This is a genomic window from Achromobacter sp. CSND-B12 (assembly GCF_052906545.1).
The window spans coordinates 4,505,955-4,521,310 of record NZ_JBREGJ010000001.1 but is presented as its reverse complement, the minus strand read 5'-3'; the positions used below and the strand labels follow the sequence as shown (position 1 = coordinate 4,521,310).

Genomic DNA, 15,356 nt, shown 5'->3' with positions numbered 1-15,356 from the left:
CAATTCTCGATCTCACTCGTTTTCTTGTTTTCAAACCGAAGCAATTTTTCAACCTACATTGAAAGGAATCGGCATGAACGCACTGTGCCGTCAAAACCGTATCGCCCTCCCCGCGCCGCAGGCTATCCGCCGCACCACCGCCTTCGAGTTGAAGCGCACCGCGGCCGCCGTACAGGCGGCGATCTGGCTGGGCGTGATACTCGCCGCGGCGGCGGTTCCGTCCGCGCGGGCGCAGACTGCCGGCTTGGCCGCGGACGCCACTGAAACCCCGCGCGCGGCCGCCACGGCGGAGGGCGTGACCACCCTGCAGGCCGTCACCGTCCATGGGCAGGGCGAAACCGTGCAGCCCTACGCCGGCGGACAGGTGGCCACCGGCGGCCGTGTCGGCATGCTGGGCGACAAGGATTTCATGGAAACGCCCTTCAGCACCGTCAGCTACACCGACAAATTCGTCGCGGACCGGCAAGCGCGCGACATCACCGACGTGATTTCCGCCACCGATCCCTCGGTGTTCTCCACCGGCGTGCAAGGCACCATCGCCGAGAACTATTCGATCCGCGGCTTCAGTTCCAACATCAACGATGTCTCGTTCGGCGGGCTCTACGGCATCTCGCCCTACTACCGCGCCTCGCCCGAGATGTTCGAGCGCATCGAGGTCCTGAAAGGGCCCTCGGCCCTGCTCAACGGCATGCCGCCGGGCGGCTCGGTCGGCGGCGCCGTCAACCTCGTGCCCAAGCGGGCCGGCGACGTGCCGGTAGCGAGCCTGACCGCGACCTACATGTCGGACTCGCAGTTCGGCGGCCATATCGACCTGGGTCGGCGTTTCGGCGAGAACCAGCAGTTCGGCATCCGTTTCAATGGCGTCTACCGGGATGGCGGTACGGCGGTCAAGCAGCAGGACCAGAAGTCCCAGCTGGCCGCGCTGGGACTGGACCTGCGCGCCGACCGGGCCCGCATTTCCATCGACGTCTACAGCAGCCAGGACCGCGTGGACGGTCCAACCCGGGGCATCAACCTGGCGCGCGGCGTGAGCGTGCCCAAGCCGCCGAAGCCCGATACCCTGCTCAACCCGACCTGGGCCTTTTTCGACACCCGCGACGAAGGCTTGATGGCCCGTGGCGAGATCGACCTGAGCGACCAACTGACGGCCTACGCCGCGGTCGGCACCAGTGACACCAAGTACAAGACAACCAGCGTACAAACGGTGGAAGTCTTCAACAACGCCGGCGACTATCGCACCAACGTCAGCGACCTGCGCTTCGAAGTCGAGAAGCAGTCGGCCGAGGCCGGTTTGCGCGGCAAGTTCCGCACCGGCGCCGTCGCCCATGAATGGGCGCTGAACGCCACTTACTACGCTCACACCGACGAGCAATTCGGCCGGCGCAACGCGCTCGGACCCGATTGGATCACCAACATCTACCACCCGGTATGGGGTCCCGCGCCCGATACGTTCATCGCGCCGCAGATCACGAAGACCAAACTGCGCCTGAGCAGTTATGGACTGGCCGACACCTTGTCCTTCGCCGATGGCCGGGTGCAGCTGACGCTGGGCGCGCGGCACCAGCAGGTGGTGGCCGATTCGTACAACGTCGCGACCGGCGCGCGCACCTCGCGCTACGACGAAAGCGCCGTCACCCCCGCGGCCGCGATCTTGTTCAAGGCCACCGACTCGCTCTCGATTTACGCAAACTACATCGAAGGCCTGAGCCAGGGCGCCACGGCCCCGATCAGCGCGGCCAATGCGGGCGAGGTGTTCGCCCCCTACAAGAGCAAGCAGAAGGAAGTCGGCCTCAAGCTCGACCTGGGCGATTTCGCGCACACGCTGAGTCTGTATGAAATTACCCGACCCAGCAGCTACACCGACCCGGCGACCAACACCTTTTCCTTCGGCGGGGAACAGCGCAACCGCGGCATCGAATGGACCTTCTTCGGCTCGCCGCTGGAGGGCGTGCGCCTGATGGGCGGCATTGCCTACATGGATCCCAAGCTGACCAAGACGGCCGGCGGCATCAACCAGGGCAACACAGCGACCGGCGTTCCCAAGCTGCAAGGCAAACTGGGCGCGGAATGGGATGTTCCGCAGCTGCGCGGCCTGACGCTGACCGCCAACGCGACGTCGGCATCCAAGCAGTACATCGATACCTCCAATTCGCTGTCGGTGGCGGGACGCACGATCTACGATGTCGGCGCGCGCTATGCCACGAAGGTGGCGGGCCGACCGCTGACCTTGCGCGCCACCGTCCACAACCTGACCAACAAGGCCTATTGGTCGATGCCCCAATGGACCAGCCTGGCCATGGGCGCGCCGCGCACGGTCATGCTGTCGGCAACCGTGGATTTCTGATCCCGGCCGCCGATTTCAACCTTCCGCCACGATCTTCGCGTCCTGGATGGTCTTGGCGTATTTGCGCTGCTCGGCGCGCATGAAATCGGCGAACCGCTGCGCGCTGCCGCCGCCGTCTTCCGCGCCCACCTGCGCCAGCTTTTCCTGCACGTCGGTCATGGCCAGCACGCGGTCGATGTCCCGGTTCATGCGCGCTATCATGTCGGCCGGCATTCTGGCCGGGCCGACCATGCCGAACCAGATGCTGGCCTCGAAGCCCGGGTAGCCCTGCTCGGCCACCGTCGGCACATCGGGCTGGCTCCTGGAGCGCTGCTGCAGGGTCTGCGCAAGCGCCATCACCTTGCCGGACTGGATCAGCGGCGTGGCCGTGGTCATGCCCTCGAAGCAATATTGCACGTGGCCGCCCAGCAGATCGTTCATCAGCGGCGCCGAGCCCTTGTAGGGCACGTGCAGCACATCGATGCCGGCGCGGGCCTTGAAGATCTCCAGCGCCAGGTGCTGGGCCGATCCGCTGCCGGCCGAGCCGAAGATGATCTTGCCGGGTTGCGCGCGACACAACGCCACCAGGTCGGGCAGGGTCCTGGCGGGCTGCGCCGCGCCGCCGATCAGCAGCGTGGGCGTCTTGCCCACCAGCGCGATGGGCGAGAAATCGCGTTCGGCCGAATAGGTCAGCTTGGGCTGCAGGCCCGGCGCGATGCCGTGGCTGTTGACGTGCGCCATCAACAGGGTGTTGCCGTCGCCCGGCTGGCGCGCGACCTGTTCGGCGGCGATGATGCCGGCCGCGCCGGCGCGGTTCTCGACGATCACCGGGATGTTCCACATCACGCCCAGCTTCTGTCCCAGCAGCCGAGCCAGCACATCCGTGCCGCCCCCGGCCGGAAAGCCGACCACGATCTTGACCGGCCCCGGCGGCAGCTCCTGCGCCCGGGCTGACGGCAGGACGAGCGCCGCCCCCAGCGCCGCGGCGCCGGTAATGAAGTCCCTACGTTGCATGCGTGTCTCCTCGCGCGCCGGGTTCGTGCCCGGCGACTGTTGGTAAACCTTGCCCGCCCTCGCCTTCCATCGGCCACTCAAGGTGGCCGGCCGATGACGCGGCGTCCTGCGATGCGGCTCAGGCCGCGGGTACCGCCAGCCGCTGGGCCAGTTGCGCCGCCTGCGCGGCGGTCAGCTCCACCAGCGGCGGCCGCACCGTGGCCCAGACCGGATCATTGCGTCGTTGCGCGATGGCCGCCTTCATGGCCGGGATCATCGGATAGGCCTGGAAAATGGCGCGGGTGTCGTTCAGGGCGCGCTGCCGCGCTTCGGCGTCGGGTTCGCGCCAGGCGCGGTAGAGCGCGACGATGGGCGCGGCGTTGACGTTGCCGGTGGCGGTGATGCAGCCCGCGCCGCCAGCCCGCATGGTTTCGAGCAGGACGGTCTCGGTGCCGGCGAACACGTCGAAGCCGCGCGGCTGGAAGTCCCGCAGCATCGCCGCCGTGTTGTCCCAGTCGCCCGAACTGTCCTTGATGCCGGCGACGATACCGGGGAACTCGCCCAGCAGGCGGTCGATGAGACCCAGGCTGATGGGTACGCCCGACACCGGCGGGATGTGATACAGGTAGATCCGCAGGCGTTCGTCGGCGACCCGTTCGATCACGTGGGCATAGGCGCGGAACAGGCCCTCGTCGCTGACGCCCTTGTAATAGAACGGCGGCAGCATGAGCACCCCGCCGCAGCCCGCGCTGACGGCATGACGGGTCAGCTCCACGGCGTCCGGCAACGCGCAGGCGCCGGTGCCCGGCATCATGCGCGCGGCCGGCAGCCCGGCTTCCAGCAAGGCATCCAGCAATTGGCGCTTTTCGGCCACGCTGAGCGAATTGGCCTCGGAGTTGGTGCCGAAGATCGCCAGGCCCGCGCCCTGCTCCAGCAGGGCGCGGCAATGCCCGACGAAGCGCGGCACGCTGGGCGACAGGTCCGCGTTGAAGGGCGTGAGGACCGGCGAATAGACGCCTTGCGGCCGGTCCGCGGCGCGTGTGCTCATGAAGACTCTCCTGTCAGCGGCCGATGCGGGTCCACTTGCCGTAGCGCTCGACCATGCGTTCATCGAAACCGAATCCCAACCCCGGCTCCTGGTGCAGCACCACACGGCCCTGTTTGTGGCTCAGTTGGCGGTCCACCAGCTTGCGGAAATTCAGGACCTGGTCGTCCCAGAAAAATTCAACATAACGCGCATTGGGCGTGGCGGCCACCAGCGGCGCGTGCACGTCGTGGAACCAGTGCGGGCACACCACCACGCCATAGCTCGCCGCGGTCGCCGCGATGCGCTTCCATTCGGTGATGCCGCCGCACACCGCCGCGTCGGTCTGCAGGATGCCGGCCGCGCCCTTGTCCAGCAGCTCCTTGTGATACCAGCGGCCATAGCCGATCTCGGCGGTGGCGATGGGCAGGTGCGTCAGGCGCGCCAGCTTGGCGTGGCTGTCGATGTCATCGGGGCCGAACGGCTCCTCGATGAAGTATGGCTCGTACTGCTCGAAGCGGCGGATGTACTGCATGGCCTGGGTCACGTCCTGCCAGGCGTTGTTGCAGTCCATCATCAGCTCGACATCCGGCCCGACGGCCTCGCGCGCCGCCTTCAGCCGCGCCTCTTCCTCGCGCGGCGACAGGCGCCCGGTCTTCATCTTGACGGCGGAGAAGCCCTTGGCGACGTAGCTGGCCATTTCCTCGCCCAGGTGCTGCGGCGTCTTGCCATCCAGGTAGTAGCCGCCGCTGGCATAGGCCGGCACCGATTCCAGTTCGACCGCGCCGAGGAACTTGTGCAACGGCAGGGCGGCGGCCTTGGCATTCAGGTCCCACAGCGCGATGTCCAGCGCGCTGATCGCGCGCATCACCGTGCCCTGGCGCCCCTGCAACAGGGCCTCCTGGTACATCGCCTGCCACAGCCCCTCGACCGCGTGCGAATCCTTGCCCAGCAGCACCGGCGCCAGCAGGCTTTGCACCGCGGCCTCGAAGATCACGCCGCCGGCGCTGCCGACGTAGCAGAAGCCGATGCCTTCGATGCCGTCGGTGCTGCGGACCTTTACCAGTCCGTAGTGGCGGGTGGAGACGGTGCGGTTCGAAAACGAGGTGACCTTGTCCAAAGGCACGGCGGCTGCGCAAACGTCGATGGATTCAATGATGGGCACGGCTGGCTCCTGATGAGGGGAATATTGCGGGTTGCACGGCCGGCGCGCCTTGCGCCGGCGCAACGCTCAGACGCATTCTTGCCGCCATCAAAGAAACAAACAATTATCTTGAACCATATTTAGAATATGGAAAAAGCATCTTCCGAGAGCGCCCGACGATGGATTCGAGATTCCTGCAGACCTATGTGCACGTGGTGGAGCTGGGCTCCATCGCGCAGGCCGCGCGCCACCAGGGGCTGACGCCCGCCACGGTGCAGCAGCGGCTGCGCGCGCTCGAGGCGGACATGGGCAGCGCGTTGATCGCCCGCTCGGGCCGCACGGTCAAGCCGACCGCCGCCGGCACCCGCATCCTGGAACGAGCCCGCAACGTGCTGCGCGACCTGCGCGACCTGCGTTCGGCGGCCACCGAGTCCGACCTGCCCGCCGGCCCGCTGCGCCTGGGCGCCACGCCCACCGCGCTCACCGGCATCATGCCGCCGGTGCTGCGCACCTGGGCGGCGCGCCATCCCCACATCGAGATCTACATCGAGCCGGCCCCCACCACCCTGCTCTACGGCAAGGTGCTGTCGGGCGAGCTGGACGGCGCGCTGCTGGTGCATCCGCTGTTCGCCATTCCCAAGTCCTGCGTCTGGCGCGACCTGCGGCGCGAGCCGCTGGTGCTGGTGACCCCGGTCGACATGCCGGTGCGCGACCCGCTTGCGGTGATTGCGCGCGAACCCTATATCCGTTACGACCGCAGCGTGGTGGGCGGCCGCATGGCCGACGACTACCTGCGTGCCCGCGACCTGCGGCCGCAGGTGCGCTTCGAGCTGGACGGCATCGATTCGATCGCCAAGCTGGTCTCGGAGGGGCTGGGAGTGGCGCTGCTGCCCGACTGGGCCACCACGGGTGTGTCGGCGCCGGTCAAGCGCTGGCCGCTGCCGGCGCCCTGTCCGGTGCGCACGGTCGGCGCGATCTGGCCGCGCTCGGGGGTGCGCTCCGAATTGATGCGGGTATTCGTGGAACTGGCCGAGGATCAGGCGGCCGCGCGACGCTGACGGCCAGGCGGCGCCTACGCCGCCGCGCCATCCAGCAAGCGGCCATCGCGCGCCACCACCTTGCCGCCCGAGATCACCAGGCGGCGCGGCGCGCGTTGCGCCACGGCTTCGGCCACGCCGCTGGCCGCCACCAGCACCAGGTCGGCGCGCGCGCCGGGCTCAAGCCCGTAGTGCGCGAATCCGCAGGCGCGGGCCGCGGCGGTGCTGACGCAGTCGAAGACCCAGCCGATCTCGTCGTCGCGGCGCAGGTCGTTGCGCAGGCCGATCATCATGGCGCGCGCCAGCATGTCGGGGCTGCCATAGGGCGTCCAGGTATCGCGGATGCCGTCGTTGCCGCCGAACAGCGTCACGCCGGCGTCGCGACAGGCGCGCAGCGGCGGCACCGGCCGCGACGGCGGCGCGGTGGTCAGCAGCGCCACGTCCAGCGCCGCCAGGCGCTTGAGCAGGCCATCCAGCCGCCTGGCATCCACGCCGCCCAGGCAGAACGCATGGCTGATGACGACACGGCCGCGCATGTCCAGCGCGCGCACCCTGTCCAGAATCAGGTCGAGCGAAAACGCGCCCAGTTCACCCGGTTCGTGCAGGTGGATGTCCAGCGGTTTGCCATGCTTGTCGGCCAGGCCGAACAGCACGTCGAGCGATTGCGCCGGGTCGCGGTCGATGGCGCAAGGGTCGAGTCCGCCCAACACGTCCGCGCCCTCTGCCAGCGCCCGGTCCAGCAACGCCGCCGTGCCCGGCCGCACCAGCAGGCCCGATTGGGGAAACGCCACGGTCTGGATCTCCACCCGGCCGGCCAGCGCCGCGCGCGTGCGGTGCACGCCCTCCAGGTGACGCAGGCCGGCATCCGTATCGACGTCGACGTGGCTGCGGATGCGCGTGGTGCCTTCACGCAGGAAGGCCAGCGCCAGCGCGCGCGAATGACTGGCCGCGTCATGGCCGCTGGCGGCGCGCCAGGCGCGCTCATTGTCAATGCGGTCGGTCAGCGCCGGGCCCACCTGGTTCACGTACCACGGAGAATCCCAGGTGGTCTTGTCCAGGTGCGTGTGCCCTTCGACCAGTCCCGGCAACAGCAGCGCGCCCGCCCCCGGCTCGCGCGCCACGCCGGCGGGCGCCTGCAGGTTCGGCCCGATGCGTTCGATACGGCCGCGGGAAATCAATACGTCGACCGCCGCGCCATCGGGCAGTCGAACGTCGTTTAACAACATATCGGTCATGGGGACGTCCTTGGCCTCGCCTCTCGCCTGCATGCCCCGGGTATCCGGGCGGCGGCCGGATCAGGCTTGCTGCGGCGGTTCGATCCAGAAGAAGCGCTGGCCCTGGCGGAGCATGTCCGCGACGCCTTCGGCGCTGAGGCGATAGTCGGTGCCCATCAACGTGGCGCCGCCGTCGTCGTGAATATGGATGACGGCCAGCGGGTCGTTGGCCATGGTGTACCAGTAGTAACCGGGCTTGAGATCGTGCAGGTCAGTATTCATGCCCCGAGTATACAAACAACGCCGGGGCGTATTCAAAAAGACACACAAGTAACCCTTTGCCTGACACGACGATTGCGACGCGTCATACTGTTTCATGCGAGGTTTCGGAAAGCCCGCCATGTTGGCACGTGTCGACTCGGCCGCAGCACCATTGGTATGCAAGCGTCGGACGTGAGGGGAACAACACAGGTATGAAAAGGCAAGCACTCCAATTCAGCGAGCCACTCAAGCAAGCCATTCTCGATGGCTATAAAGTGCAAACCCGGCGCATCGTCAAACCGCAGCCCACCAAGCTGACCACCGCCTGGTATGCCGACGCGGCCGATTCCGGGAAGTGGGTCGCCATGGGTCCCGCGGAAGGCGAGGGCGAGTTGCGCAAGACTTCCCCCTGGATAAGTTGCCCTTATGGCAAATCCGGCGAAAGCATCACCCTCGAGGACGAATCCGGCAAACCCTTCGCCACCGCCGTCGTGGTCGGCGTGCGCATCCAGCGCCTGCAGAGACTGTCCGAAGCGGATGCGCGGGCCGAAGGCACGCAGGCGCTCTATCACTCCTCGGCGCTGTTGCCGGGCGTGCCGCTGCAGACCGCGTTCGCCCTGACCTGGTGCGAGCGCTATGGCGCGCATGCCTGGGCCGCCAATCCCTGGGTCTGGGTGGTCGAGTTCCGCTGCCAACAGCCTGACGAGCGCTAGGGCGAAGTCGGGAAAACGACCCTCCGGAGCGAGGCACGGCCCCGGGGCACCGCCTTGGCGCAGGCGTACCGGTGTTGCCGACAGGGGAATCCGCCCGCGCTGATGGTGACTACCTGTAACCCGTCCGCCCCGCCGAAGTCGGCGCCGCCTTATTTCAGTCGATTTCACCCCGGGGTTCGCCAGAGTGGAAGCGGGCTGACGCGCCGCAACATCGGCGCCGCCGGCACGGCGGCAACCGTTGCGGATTGTCGCTATTGAGGACGGGTCGCTTACCTTCGCCGCGCCGAAAAGGTCGAAAATAGCGTCAACGAATACTCAACTTTGCTGCGTCACGCAGTAGGCAGGTGCAACATGAAAAAATGGTTAATCGCAGGGGTCGGCGCCGCCGGCCTGCTGATCTCCAGCGTCGCATTGGCCCGGGTCGACGTCGGCATCTCGATTGGCGTGCCAGGGGTGGTCTACCCGGCCCCCGTCTACGCGGCCCCCGCCCCGGTCTATGTGGCCCCGGCGCCCGTCTACGCGCCGCCGCCCCCGGTCTACTATCGTCCGGCGCCCGTCTACGTCGCGCCGCCGGTCGTGTACCCCGCCCCGGTCTATATCCGCGGGGGCGGCTACTGGGGCGGCCATCGAGGCCATTGGCGTGGTCCCGATCGAGGCTACTACCACGGTCGCGGCGGCTGGCATCGTTGATCCCGCGACGGCACGAAAAACAAAGGCCACTCCCAGGAGTGGCCTTTTTTCCTGCGGGGCAATTTCCGGTGCCCGGCGGGACTCGTGTCAGGTCGTGGGGACCTGGACGGACTTGCCCGTCATGACGGCGGGCGGTTGCTGCGACGCCGGATTGGGCTTGGCAACGGCCCAACGCGGCGATTCCTGGACGAGATCGATCCAGCGGCGCGGCGCGCTCGACGCCCGCCACCAACCATTATGCGGACGCATGAGCAAACTCCGGTTCACCGTTGAAACGAACGCCGTTGATTTCTTCAAACAGTTGCCGGCTTTCCTGTTCCGCTTCGTCCAGGCTTGCGAACGGCGCCTGCCCCGGCACGGTCCAGCATTTTTCCGGTGCGGTTCCGCCTACCCGGCGGGTCCATATCTGCACGCGGTAGCCCTGCTCGTCATCCTGACTCACAGCGCATCTCACCCGAAAATCTCCAATCATTCTTGAAGTCATGGACAACTCCTTGTTATATGTGTGAATGAGGCGTGTAAAACGCAGATGTATTGTGCCGAACTATCCGGCCCTTTTATTGAAAATACACAATTGCTCACATCAAAATCAGGCAGTCACGCCGCCAACATAATCCACGGACGCGACAGAAATATGTCTCGATCATAAATAGGCCGGACTTTCCGCCCCATCCGCCGTGTGGTCGACTTGCATAATCAGCAAGTGGCGTGCCCGGTCCATGCGAACAATAAAAAAAGGAGCCCGCGGGCTCCGTTTTTTATTTGCGGATCGCTCCGGCCAGGGTCAAGGCTTCAATACCGTCAGGCCGCCCATGTAAGGTTGCAGCGCCTCGGGCACCAGGATGCTGCCATCGGCCTGTTGATGGTTTTCCAGCACCGCCACCAGCGCGCGGCCCACGGCCAGTCCCGAGCCGTTCAGGGTATGCACGTATTCGGGCTTGCCCTGGGCGTTGCGGAATCGCGCCTGCATGCGGCGCGCCTGGAAGGTTTCGCAGTTGGACACCGACGAAATCTCGCGCCAGGTGTTCTGCGCCGGCAGCCACACCTCCAGGTCGTAGGTCTTGGCCGAGCCGAACCCCATGTCACCGGTGCACAGCAGCATCACCCGGTACGGCAGCCCCAGCAATTGCAGCACGCGCTCGGCATGGCCGACCATGCCCTCCAGCGCCTCATAGGACTGGTCGGGCTGCGTAACCTGCACCATTTCGACCTTGTCGAACTGGTGCTGGCGGATCATGCCGCGGGTATCGCGCCCGCCGCTGCCGGCTTCGGAACGGAAGCACGGGGTGTGGGCGGTGAGCTTGAGCGGCAGGTCGGCGGCGGCCTGAATGGTGTCGCGCACCACACTGGTCAGGGTGATTTCCGACGTCGAGATCAGGTACTGGTCTTCGCGCACGAACGGCTTGCCGTGCTCGTCGACCTTGGGATCGTCGTCGCCGCCGCCCTTGGACACGGCGAACATGTCATCCTTGAACTTGGGCAGTTGGCCGGTGCCGTACAGCGTCGAGGCGTTGACGATGTACGGGGTGTAGCACTCGGTGTAGCCGTGCGTGCCGGTCTGCAGGTCGAGCATGAACTGCGCCAGCGCGCGGTGCAGGCGGGCAATGGGACCGCGCATGAACGAGAAGCGCGCGCCCGACAGCTTGGCGGCGGTATCGAAGTCCAGGCCCAGCGGTTCGCCCAGCGCGACGTGGTCGCGGGCCTCGAACGGCAGCGCGGGCGGGTTGCCATCGGCGCCCGCGGCGGCCGGCAGCCAGCGGCGCACTTCGACGTTATCGTCGGCGGACTCGCCCAGCGGCACGCTGGCGTGCGGCAGGTTCGGCACCGACATGAGCAACTCGTTGAGCGGTTGCTGCAGGGCGGCCAGCTCTTCTTCCAGCTGCTTCAGGCGCTCGGGCACGGCCTGCGATTCGGCCATGACGGCGCTGGCGTCCTCGCCCTTGGCCTTGAGTTGACCGATCTGCTTGGCCAGCGCGTTGCGGCGGGCTTGCAGGGATTCGGTTTCGGTCTGGACCGCCTTGCGGCGAGACTCCAGCTCGTTGAACCGTTCCGTGTCGAAGGACACGCCACGGCTCTTGAGGCGGTCTACGACGGTTTGCAGGTCTTTGCGCAGCAGTATCGGGTCTAGCATGGTGATGTCGGTGAGATTGCGGGAAGCAACGGGCGGCGCCCGTTACCGTTTCTTGGCGCGTTCCTGCGCGTCCAGCTCGCGTAGGAATGCCAATTTCTGCTGGATTTTAGCCTCCAGGCCGCGATCGGTCGGCCGGTAGAAGGAAGGCTTGAGCCCATCGGGGAAATATTGCTCGTCCGCGGCGTAGCCGTGCGGCTCGTCGTGGGCATAGCGGTAGGCCTTGCCATGGCCCAATTGTTTCATCAACTTGGTGGGCGCATTGCGCAGATGGATTGGCACCGGCGCGCTGCCATGTTCCGCGGCGAACTTGCGCGCCTGGTTGTAGGCGTTGTAGACGGCGTTGGACTTGGCCGCGCAGGCCATGTAGACCACCGCCTGGGCCAGCGCCAGCTCGCCTTCGGGCGAGCCCAGCCGTTCGTAGATGTCGGCGCCGTTGACCGCCAGGTCGGTGGCGCGCGGGTCGGCCAGGCCGATGTCCTCGACCGCCATGCGCACCAGCCGGCGCGCCAGGTACTTGGGATCGGCGCCGCCATCGATCATGCGGCAGAACCAGTACAGCGCGGCGTCGGGATTGGAGCCGCGCACCGACTTGTGCAGCGCGCTGATCTGGTCATAGAAGGCGTCGCCGCCCTTGTCGAAGCGTCGCAGGTTCTGCGACAGCGAGATCTCCAGCCAGGCCGCGTCGACCGTGTCGCGGCCGGCGGCCTGCGCCGATTCGGCCACCACCTCGACCGCGCTGATCAGCCGGCGCGCGTCACCGTCGGCCCAGGCCGCCAGCTGTTCGCGCGCGTCGGCGTCGATGTGGATGCGCGCGCCCTCTTCGTGGCCGTCGTTGAACGCCGTGATGGCGCGGTCGACCAGTTGCTGCAGTTCCTCGGGCGTGAGCGATTGCAGCACGTAGACGCGGGCGCGCGACAGCAGCGCCGAGTTGACCTCGAACGAGGGGTTCTCGGTGGTGGCGCCGATGAAGGTGAACAGGCCGCTTTCGACGTAAGGCAGGAACGCGTCCTGCTGCGCCTTGTTGAAGCGGTGCACCTCGTCGACGAACAGGATGGTGCGGCGGCCCTGGCCCTGCGCCACCTGCGCCACGGTGACGGCGTCGCGGATGTCCTTGACGCCGCCCAGCACGGCGGAAATGGCGATGAACTGGGCATCGAAACCGTCGGCCATCAGGCGCGCCAGCGTGGTCTTGCCCACGCCCGGCGGGCCCCAGAAGATCATGGAGTGCGGGCGGCCCGACTCGAAGGCCACGCGCAGCGGCTTGTCCGGCCCCAGCAGGTGCGACTGGCCGACGACGTCGGCCAGCGTTCGCGGGCGCAGGCGTTCGGCCAGGGGCACGTAAGGCCGATGGGCGGGATCGGCCGCGAAGAGATCGTTGCTCATTGGCAGCAGATGGGGGAAGACGGCAAGGAAATCAAGCCAGTATTACAACATGTCCGGCTGCCCTCCGCCCCGGGCGGCCCGGCCGGGAGCCCGCGTGCGGCGGCCCACCCGGCAGCCCCGCGAGAAACCGTCGCTTCAGGCCAGTTCCGGGGTCCCGAAGCGGCGGTTGGCCAGCACCGGCAGCACCTTGCGGGCGTGCGCCAGGCGCTCGGGATCGATGTCGGCGAACACCAGCGCCGGGGCCTCGCCGGCCTGGGCGGTGACCACGCCCAGCGGATCCACCACCATGCTGCAGCCGATATTGCGTTCGCCGCACTCGCCGGTGGCGGCGACGTAGCAGGTGTTTTCCAGCGCGCGCGCCGTCACCAGCACTTCCCAGTGCTTTTCCTTCAACGGGCCGCGCACCCAGGCCGCCGGCAGCGCCAGCAGGTCGGCGCCGTCCAGCGCCAGGCGCCGGGCCAGTTCCGGGAAGCGCACGTCGTAGCAGGTCATGAGGCCGACCTTCAGCCCACCGATCTCCAGCAGCGGCGGAATGTCGTTGCCGGGCGTGACGTTGGTCGATTCCTTCATGGTGAAGGCGTCGTACAGGTGCAGCTTGCGATACTGCGACACGATGCGGCCGTCCTGCAGCGTGACCAGCGTGTTCCAGACCCGGCCGTCGCCGGTCGGGACGTGCACGCACATCATGGTGGCCAGCGAGGAGCCGCGGCTGGCCTCGAGCAGCCGCGTCATGAAGGGGCCATCCAGCGGCTGGGCGGCCTTCAGCACGATCTGCGGATCGGTGATGTCACGCGCCAGGATGCCCTCGGGAAGCACCAGCAGGCCGGCCCCGCCATCCCGGGCGCGCGCCATGAGATCGACGCACACCTGGGCGTTTTCTTCCCAGACGCGGCTGACGGCGAACTGGCCCAAAGCGACTTTCAGCATGAATCTTCCTTGTGTGGGGCGGCAAACAGGCATCGCCGCGGATTGCCTATTGTCGCGCCAATGGCCGCGAGAGTGCAGCCGCCTGTCGGTTCGCCTGGCCGGCGCCTGCCGGCGTCTGCCATGGCGGTCGCCGACTACGGGTAACTCCCAACTGCCGCTTGTAAATTTCTTTCAGGATAATTAAAAAAAACGAATTTGCCGTAAATATTTTCCAGAGACGAACCGCCGCCATGCCCCACTCCTCCATCACCGCAGCCCCCCTGGACGCCAACGGCAAGGGCCTGGGCGCCTTTCCCGCCGCCTGTACCAACGCCGGCGTGGCGGCGCTGAACTGGAACCTGCTGGCCGAGGACGTCAGCCTGCCGGTGGCGGTGCTGTACGAGGCCCGCGTGCGGCACAACCTGCAATGGATGCAGCGCTTCATGGAAGCCTACCGCGTCAAGCTGGCGCCGCACGGCAAGACCACCATGAGCCCCGCGCTGTTCCAGCGCCAGGTCGACAACGGCGCCTGGGGCATCACCCTGGCGACCGCGCCGCAGGTGGTGGCGGCCTACAACCATGGCATCCGCCGGGTACTGATGGCCAACCAACTGGTCGGCCGCGCCAACATGGCGCTGATCGCCAAGCTGCTGCGCGACCCGGCGTTCACCTACTTCTGCATTGTCGATTCCGTCGCCAACGCCGCCCAGCTGGGCCGTTACTTTGGCGAGCAGGGCCTGGTGCTGCCCGTGCTGATCGAGCTGGGCCCGGCCGGCGGCCGCACCGGCGTGCGCGACGACGCGCAACTGCAGGCTGTGGCCGAAGAAATCGGCCGCTGGCCCGGGCTGGCGCTGGCCGGCATCGAAGTCTACGAAGGCGTGCTGCAGGAGGAAACCGCGATCCGCGCCTTCCTGCGCCGCGCCACCGACGCCCTGCGCGGGCTGGCCAGCACCGGCCGGCTGCGCAAGAACGGCCCCGCCTTGATCTCCGGCGCCGGTTCGGCGTGGTTCGACGTGGTGGCCGAGGAATTCTCGCAACTGGACATCGGCGCGCCGCTGGAGATCGTGCTGCGCCCCGGCTGCTACCTGTCGCACGACGTCGGCGTCTACCGCTCGGCCGCCGAGCGCATCAATGCCAACAATCCCGTCGCCCACAAGATGGAGCCGGGATTGCAGCCGGCGCTGCAGGTCTGGGCCTACGTGCAGTCGCTGCCCGAGCCTGGCCGCGCCATCGTGGCCATGGGCAAGCGCGACGCCGCCTTCGACGCCGGCCTGCCGACGCCTTCGCTGCATTTCCGTCCCGGGCAAAGCGCGCCCGGCGCCGCGCCGTCCCAATGGAAGCTCACCGCCATGATGGACCAGCACGCGTTCATGCAGATCGGCGAGCACGACGACATCCAGGTTGGCGACATGATCGCCTTCGACATCTCCCATCCCTGCCTGACGTTCGACAAGTGGCGCCAGGTCCTGCTGGTGGACGAGCAGTACCGCGTCATCGACGTCGCGGACACCTTTTTCTGAGCCTTTGCGCGCGGCGC

The 15,356-nt window shown here is 67.2% G+C and carries 15 protein-coding genes; 5 read left to right on the top strand and 10 right to left on the bottom strand.

Annotation, left to right across the window (positions count from 1 at the left end; all coding sequences use genetic code 11):
- The first annotated feature begins 73 nt into the window (after positions 1-73).
- On the top strand, positions 74-2,344 hold the full coding sequence (locus ACUTAG_RS21370) for a TonB-dependent receptor (RefSeq protein WP_187378249.1): 2,271 nt from the start codon (positions 74-76) through the stop codon (positions 2,342-2,344).
- A gap of 15 nt (positions 2,345-2,359) precedes the next feature.
- On the opposite strand, the gene ACUTAG_RS21365 is transcribed toward ACUTAG_RS21370, so the two are convergent.
- The 3 genes from ACUTAG_RS21365 to ACUTAG_RS21355 all read right to left on the bottom strand — a co-directional run bounded on the left by ACUTAG_RS21365 (position 2,360) and on the right by ACUTAG_RS21355 (position 5,505).
- A complete protein-coding gene (locus tag ACUTAG_RS21365; RefSeq protein ID WP_148316342.1) occupies positions 2,360-3,337 on the bottom strand; it encodes a Bug family tripartite tricarboxylate transporter substrate binding protein in 978 nt (325 codons plus the stop codon).
- Between the two features lie 118 nt (positions 3,338-3,455).
- Positions 3,456-4,364 carry a dihydrodipicolinate synthase family protein gene (locus ACUTAG_RS21360; RefSeq protein WP_148316340.1) on the bottom strand — a complete coding sequence of 303 codons (909 nt, stop codon included), beginning with the start codon at positions 4,362-4,364 and terminating at the stop codon, positions 3,456-3,458.
- A gap of 13 nt (positions 4,365-4,377) precedes the next feature.
- Positions 4,378-5,505 (bottom strand): mandelate racemase/muconate lactonizing enzyme family protein, encoded by a 1,128-nt coding sequence (locus ACUTAG_RS21355; protein ID WP_148316338.1) that lies wholly within the window; start codon positions 5,503-5,505, stop codon positions 4,378-4,380.
- Between the two features lie 158 nt (positions 5,506-5,663).
- On the opposite strand from ACUTAG_RS21355, the gene ACUTAG_RS21350 reads away from it, so the two are divergent.
- Entirely contained in the window at positions 5,664-6,542 is an 879-nt protein-coding gene (locus ACUTAG_RS21350) for a LysR family transcriptional regulator (RefSeq protein ID WP_020924871.1), read from the top strand.
- 14 nt (positions 6,543-6,556) lie between these two features.
- Here the strand turns inward: ACUTAG_RS21350 and ACUTAG_RS21345 are convergent, their stop codons facing one another.
- On the bottom strand, positions 6,557-7,756 hold the full coding sequence (locus ACUTAG_RS21345) for an amidohydrolase family protein (protein WP_047992653.1): 1,200 nt from the start codon (positions 7,754-7,756) through the stop codon (positions 6,557-6,559).
- A gap of 60 nt (positions 7,757-7,816) precedes the next feature.
- On the bottom strand, positions 7,817-8,017 hold the full coding sequence (locus tag ACUTAG_RS21340) for a hypothetical protein (protein WP_006389098.1): 201 nt from the start codon (positions 8,015-8,017) through the stop codon (positions 7,817-7,819).
- 191 nt (positions 8,018-8,208) lie between these two features.
- On the opposite strand from ACUTAG_RS21340, the gene ACUTAG_RS21335 reads away from it, so the two are divergent.
- Positions 8,209-8,709, top strand: coding sequence for an ASCH domain-containing protein (locus tag ACUTAG_RS21335; protein WP_006389097.1), 501 nt, complete (start codon positions 8,209-8,211; stop codon positions 8,707-8,709).
- A 351-nt stretch (positions 8,710-9,060) separates the two neighbouring features.
- Positions 9,061-9,399, top strand: a complete 339-nt coding sequence (locus tag ACUTAG_RS21330) for a virulence factor (protein ID WP_006389096.1) — start codon at positions 9,061-9,063, stop codon at positions 9,397-9,399.
- A gap of 87 nt (positions 9,400-9,486) precedes the next feature.
- Here ACUTAG_RS21330 and ACUTAG_RS21325 read toward each other — a convergent pair whose 3' ends face one another.
- The 5 genes from ACUTAG_RS21325 to ACUTAG_RS21305 form a co-directional block, all read right to left on the bottom strand.
- Positions 9,487-9,648, bottom strand: coding sequence for a hypothetical protein (locus ACUTAG_RS21325; RefSeq protein WP_153228617.1), 162 nt, complete (start codon positions 9,646-9,648; stop codon positions 9,487-9,489).
- Positions 9,635-9,883, bottom strand: coding sequence for a hypothetical protein (locus ACUTAG_RS21320; RefSeq protein ID WP_080564301.1), 249 nt, complete (start codon positions 9,881-9,883; stop codon positions 9,635-9,637). Before ACUTAG_RS21320 ends, ACUTAG_RS21325 begins: the two co-directional genes overlap by 14 nt.
- Before the next feature lie 300 nt (positions 9,884-10,183).
- Positions 10,184-11,530: a serine--tRNA ligase gene (serS, locus tag ACUTAG_RS21315; protein ID WP_006389094.1), complete on the bottom strand. Its 1,347-nt coding sequence runs from the start codon at positions 11,528-11,530 to the stop codon at positions 10,184-10,186.
- Between the two features lie 42 nt (positions 11,531-11,572).
- Positions 11,573-12,913, bottom strand: a complete 1,341-nt coding sequence (locus tag ACUTAG_RS21310) for a replication-associated recombination protein A (RefSeq protein WP_020924876.1) — start codon at positions 12,911-12,913, stop codon at positions 11,573-11,575.
- A 135-nt stretch (positions 12,914-13,048) separates the two neighbouring features.
- Positions 13,049-13,840 carry a deaminated glutathione amidase gene (locus ACUTAG_RS21305; protein WP_081273456.1) on the bottom strand — a complete coding sequence of 264 codons (792 nt, stop codon included), beginning with the start codon at positions 13,838-13,840 and terminating at the stop codon, positions 13,049-13,051.
- A gap of 230 nt (positions 13,841-14,070) precedes the next feature.
- On the opposite strand from ACUTAG_RS21305, the gene ACUTAG_RS21300 reads away from it, so the two are divergent.
- The gene (locus tag ACUTAG_RS21300) at positions 14,071-15,339 is read left to right on the top strand and encodes an amino acid deaminase (protein ID WP_148316336.1); all 1,269 of its coding nucleotides are present in this window, start codon (positions 14,071-14,073) and stop codon (positions 15,337-15,339) included.
- Positions 15,340-15,356: the final 17 nt, after the last annotated feature.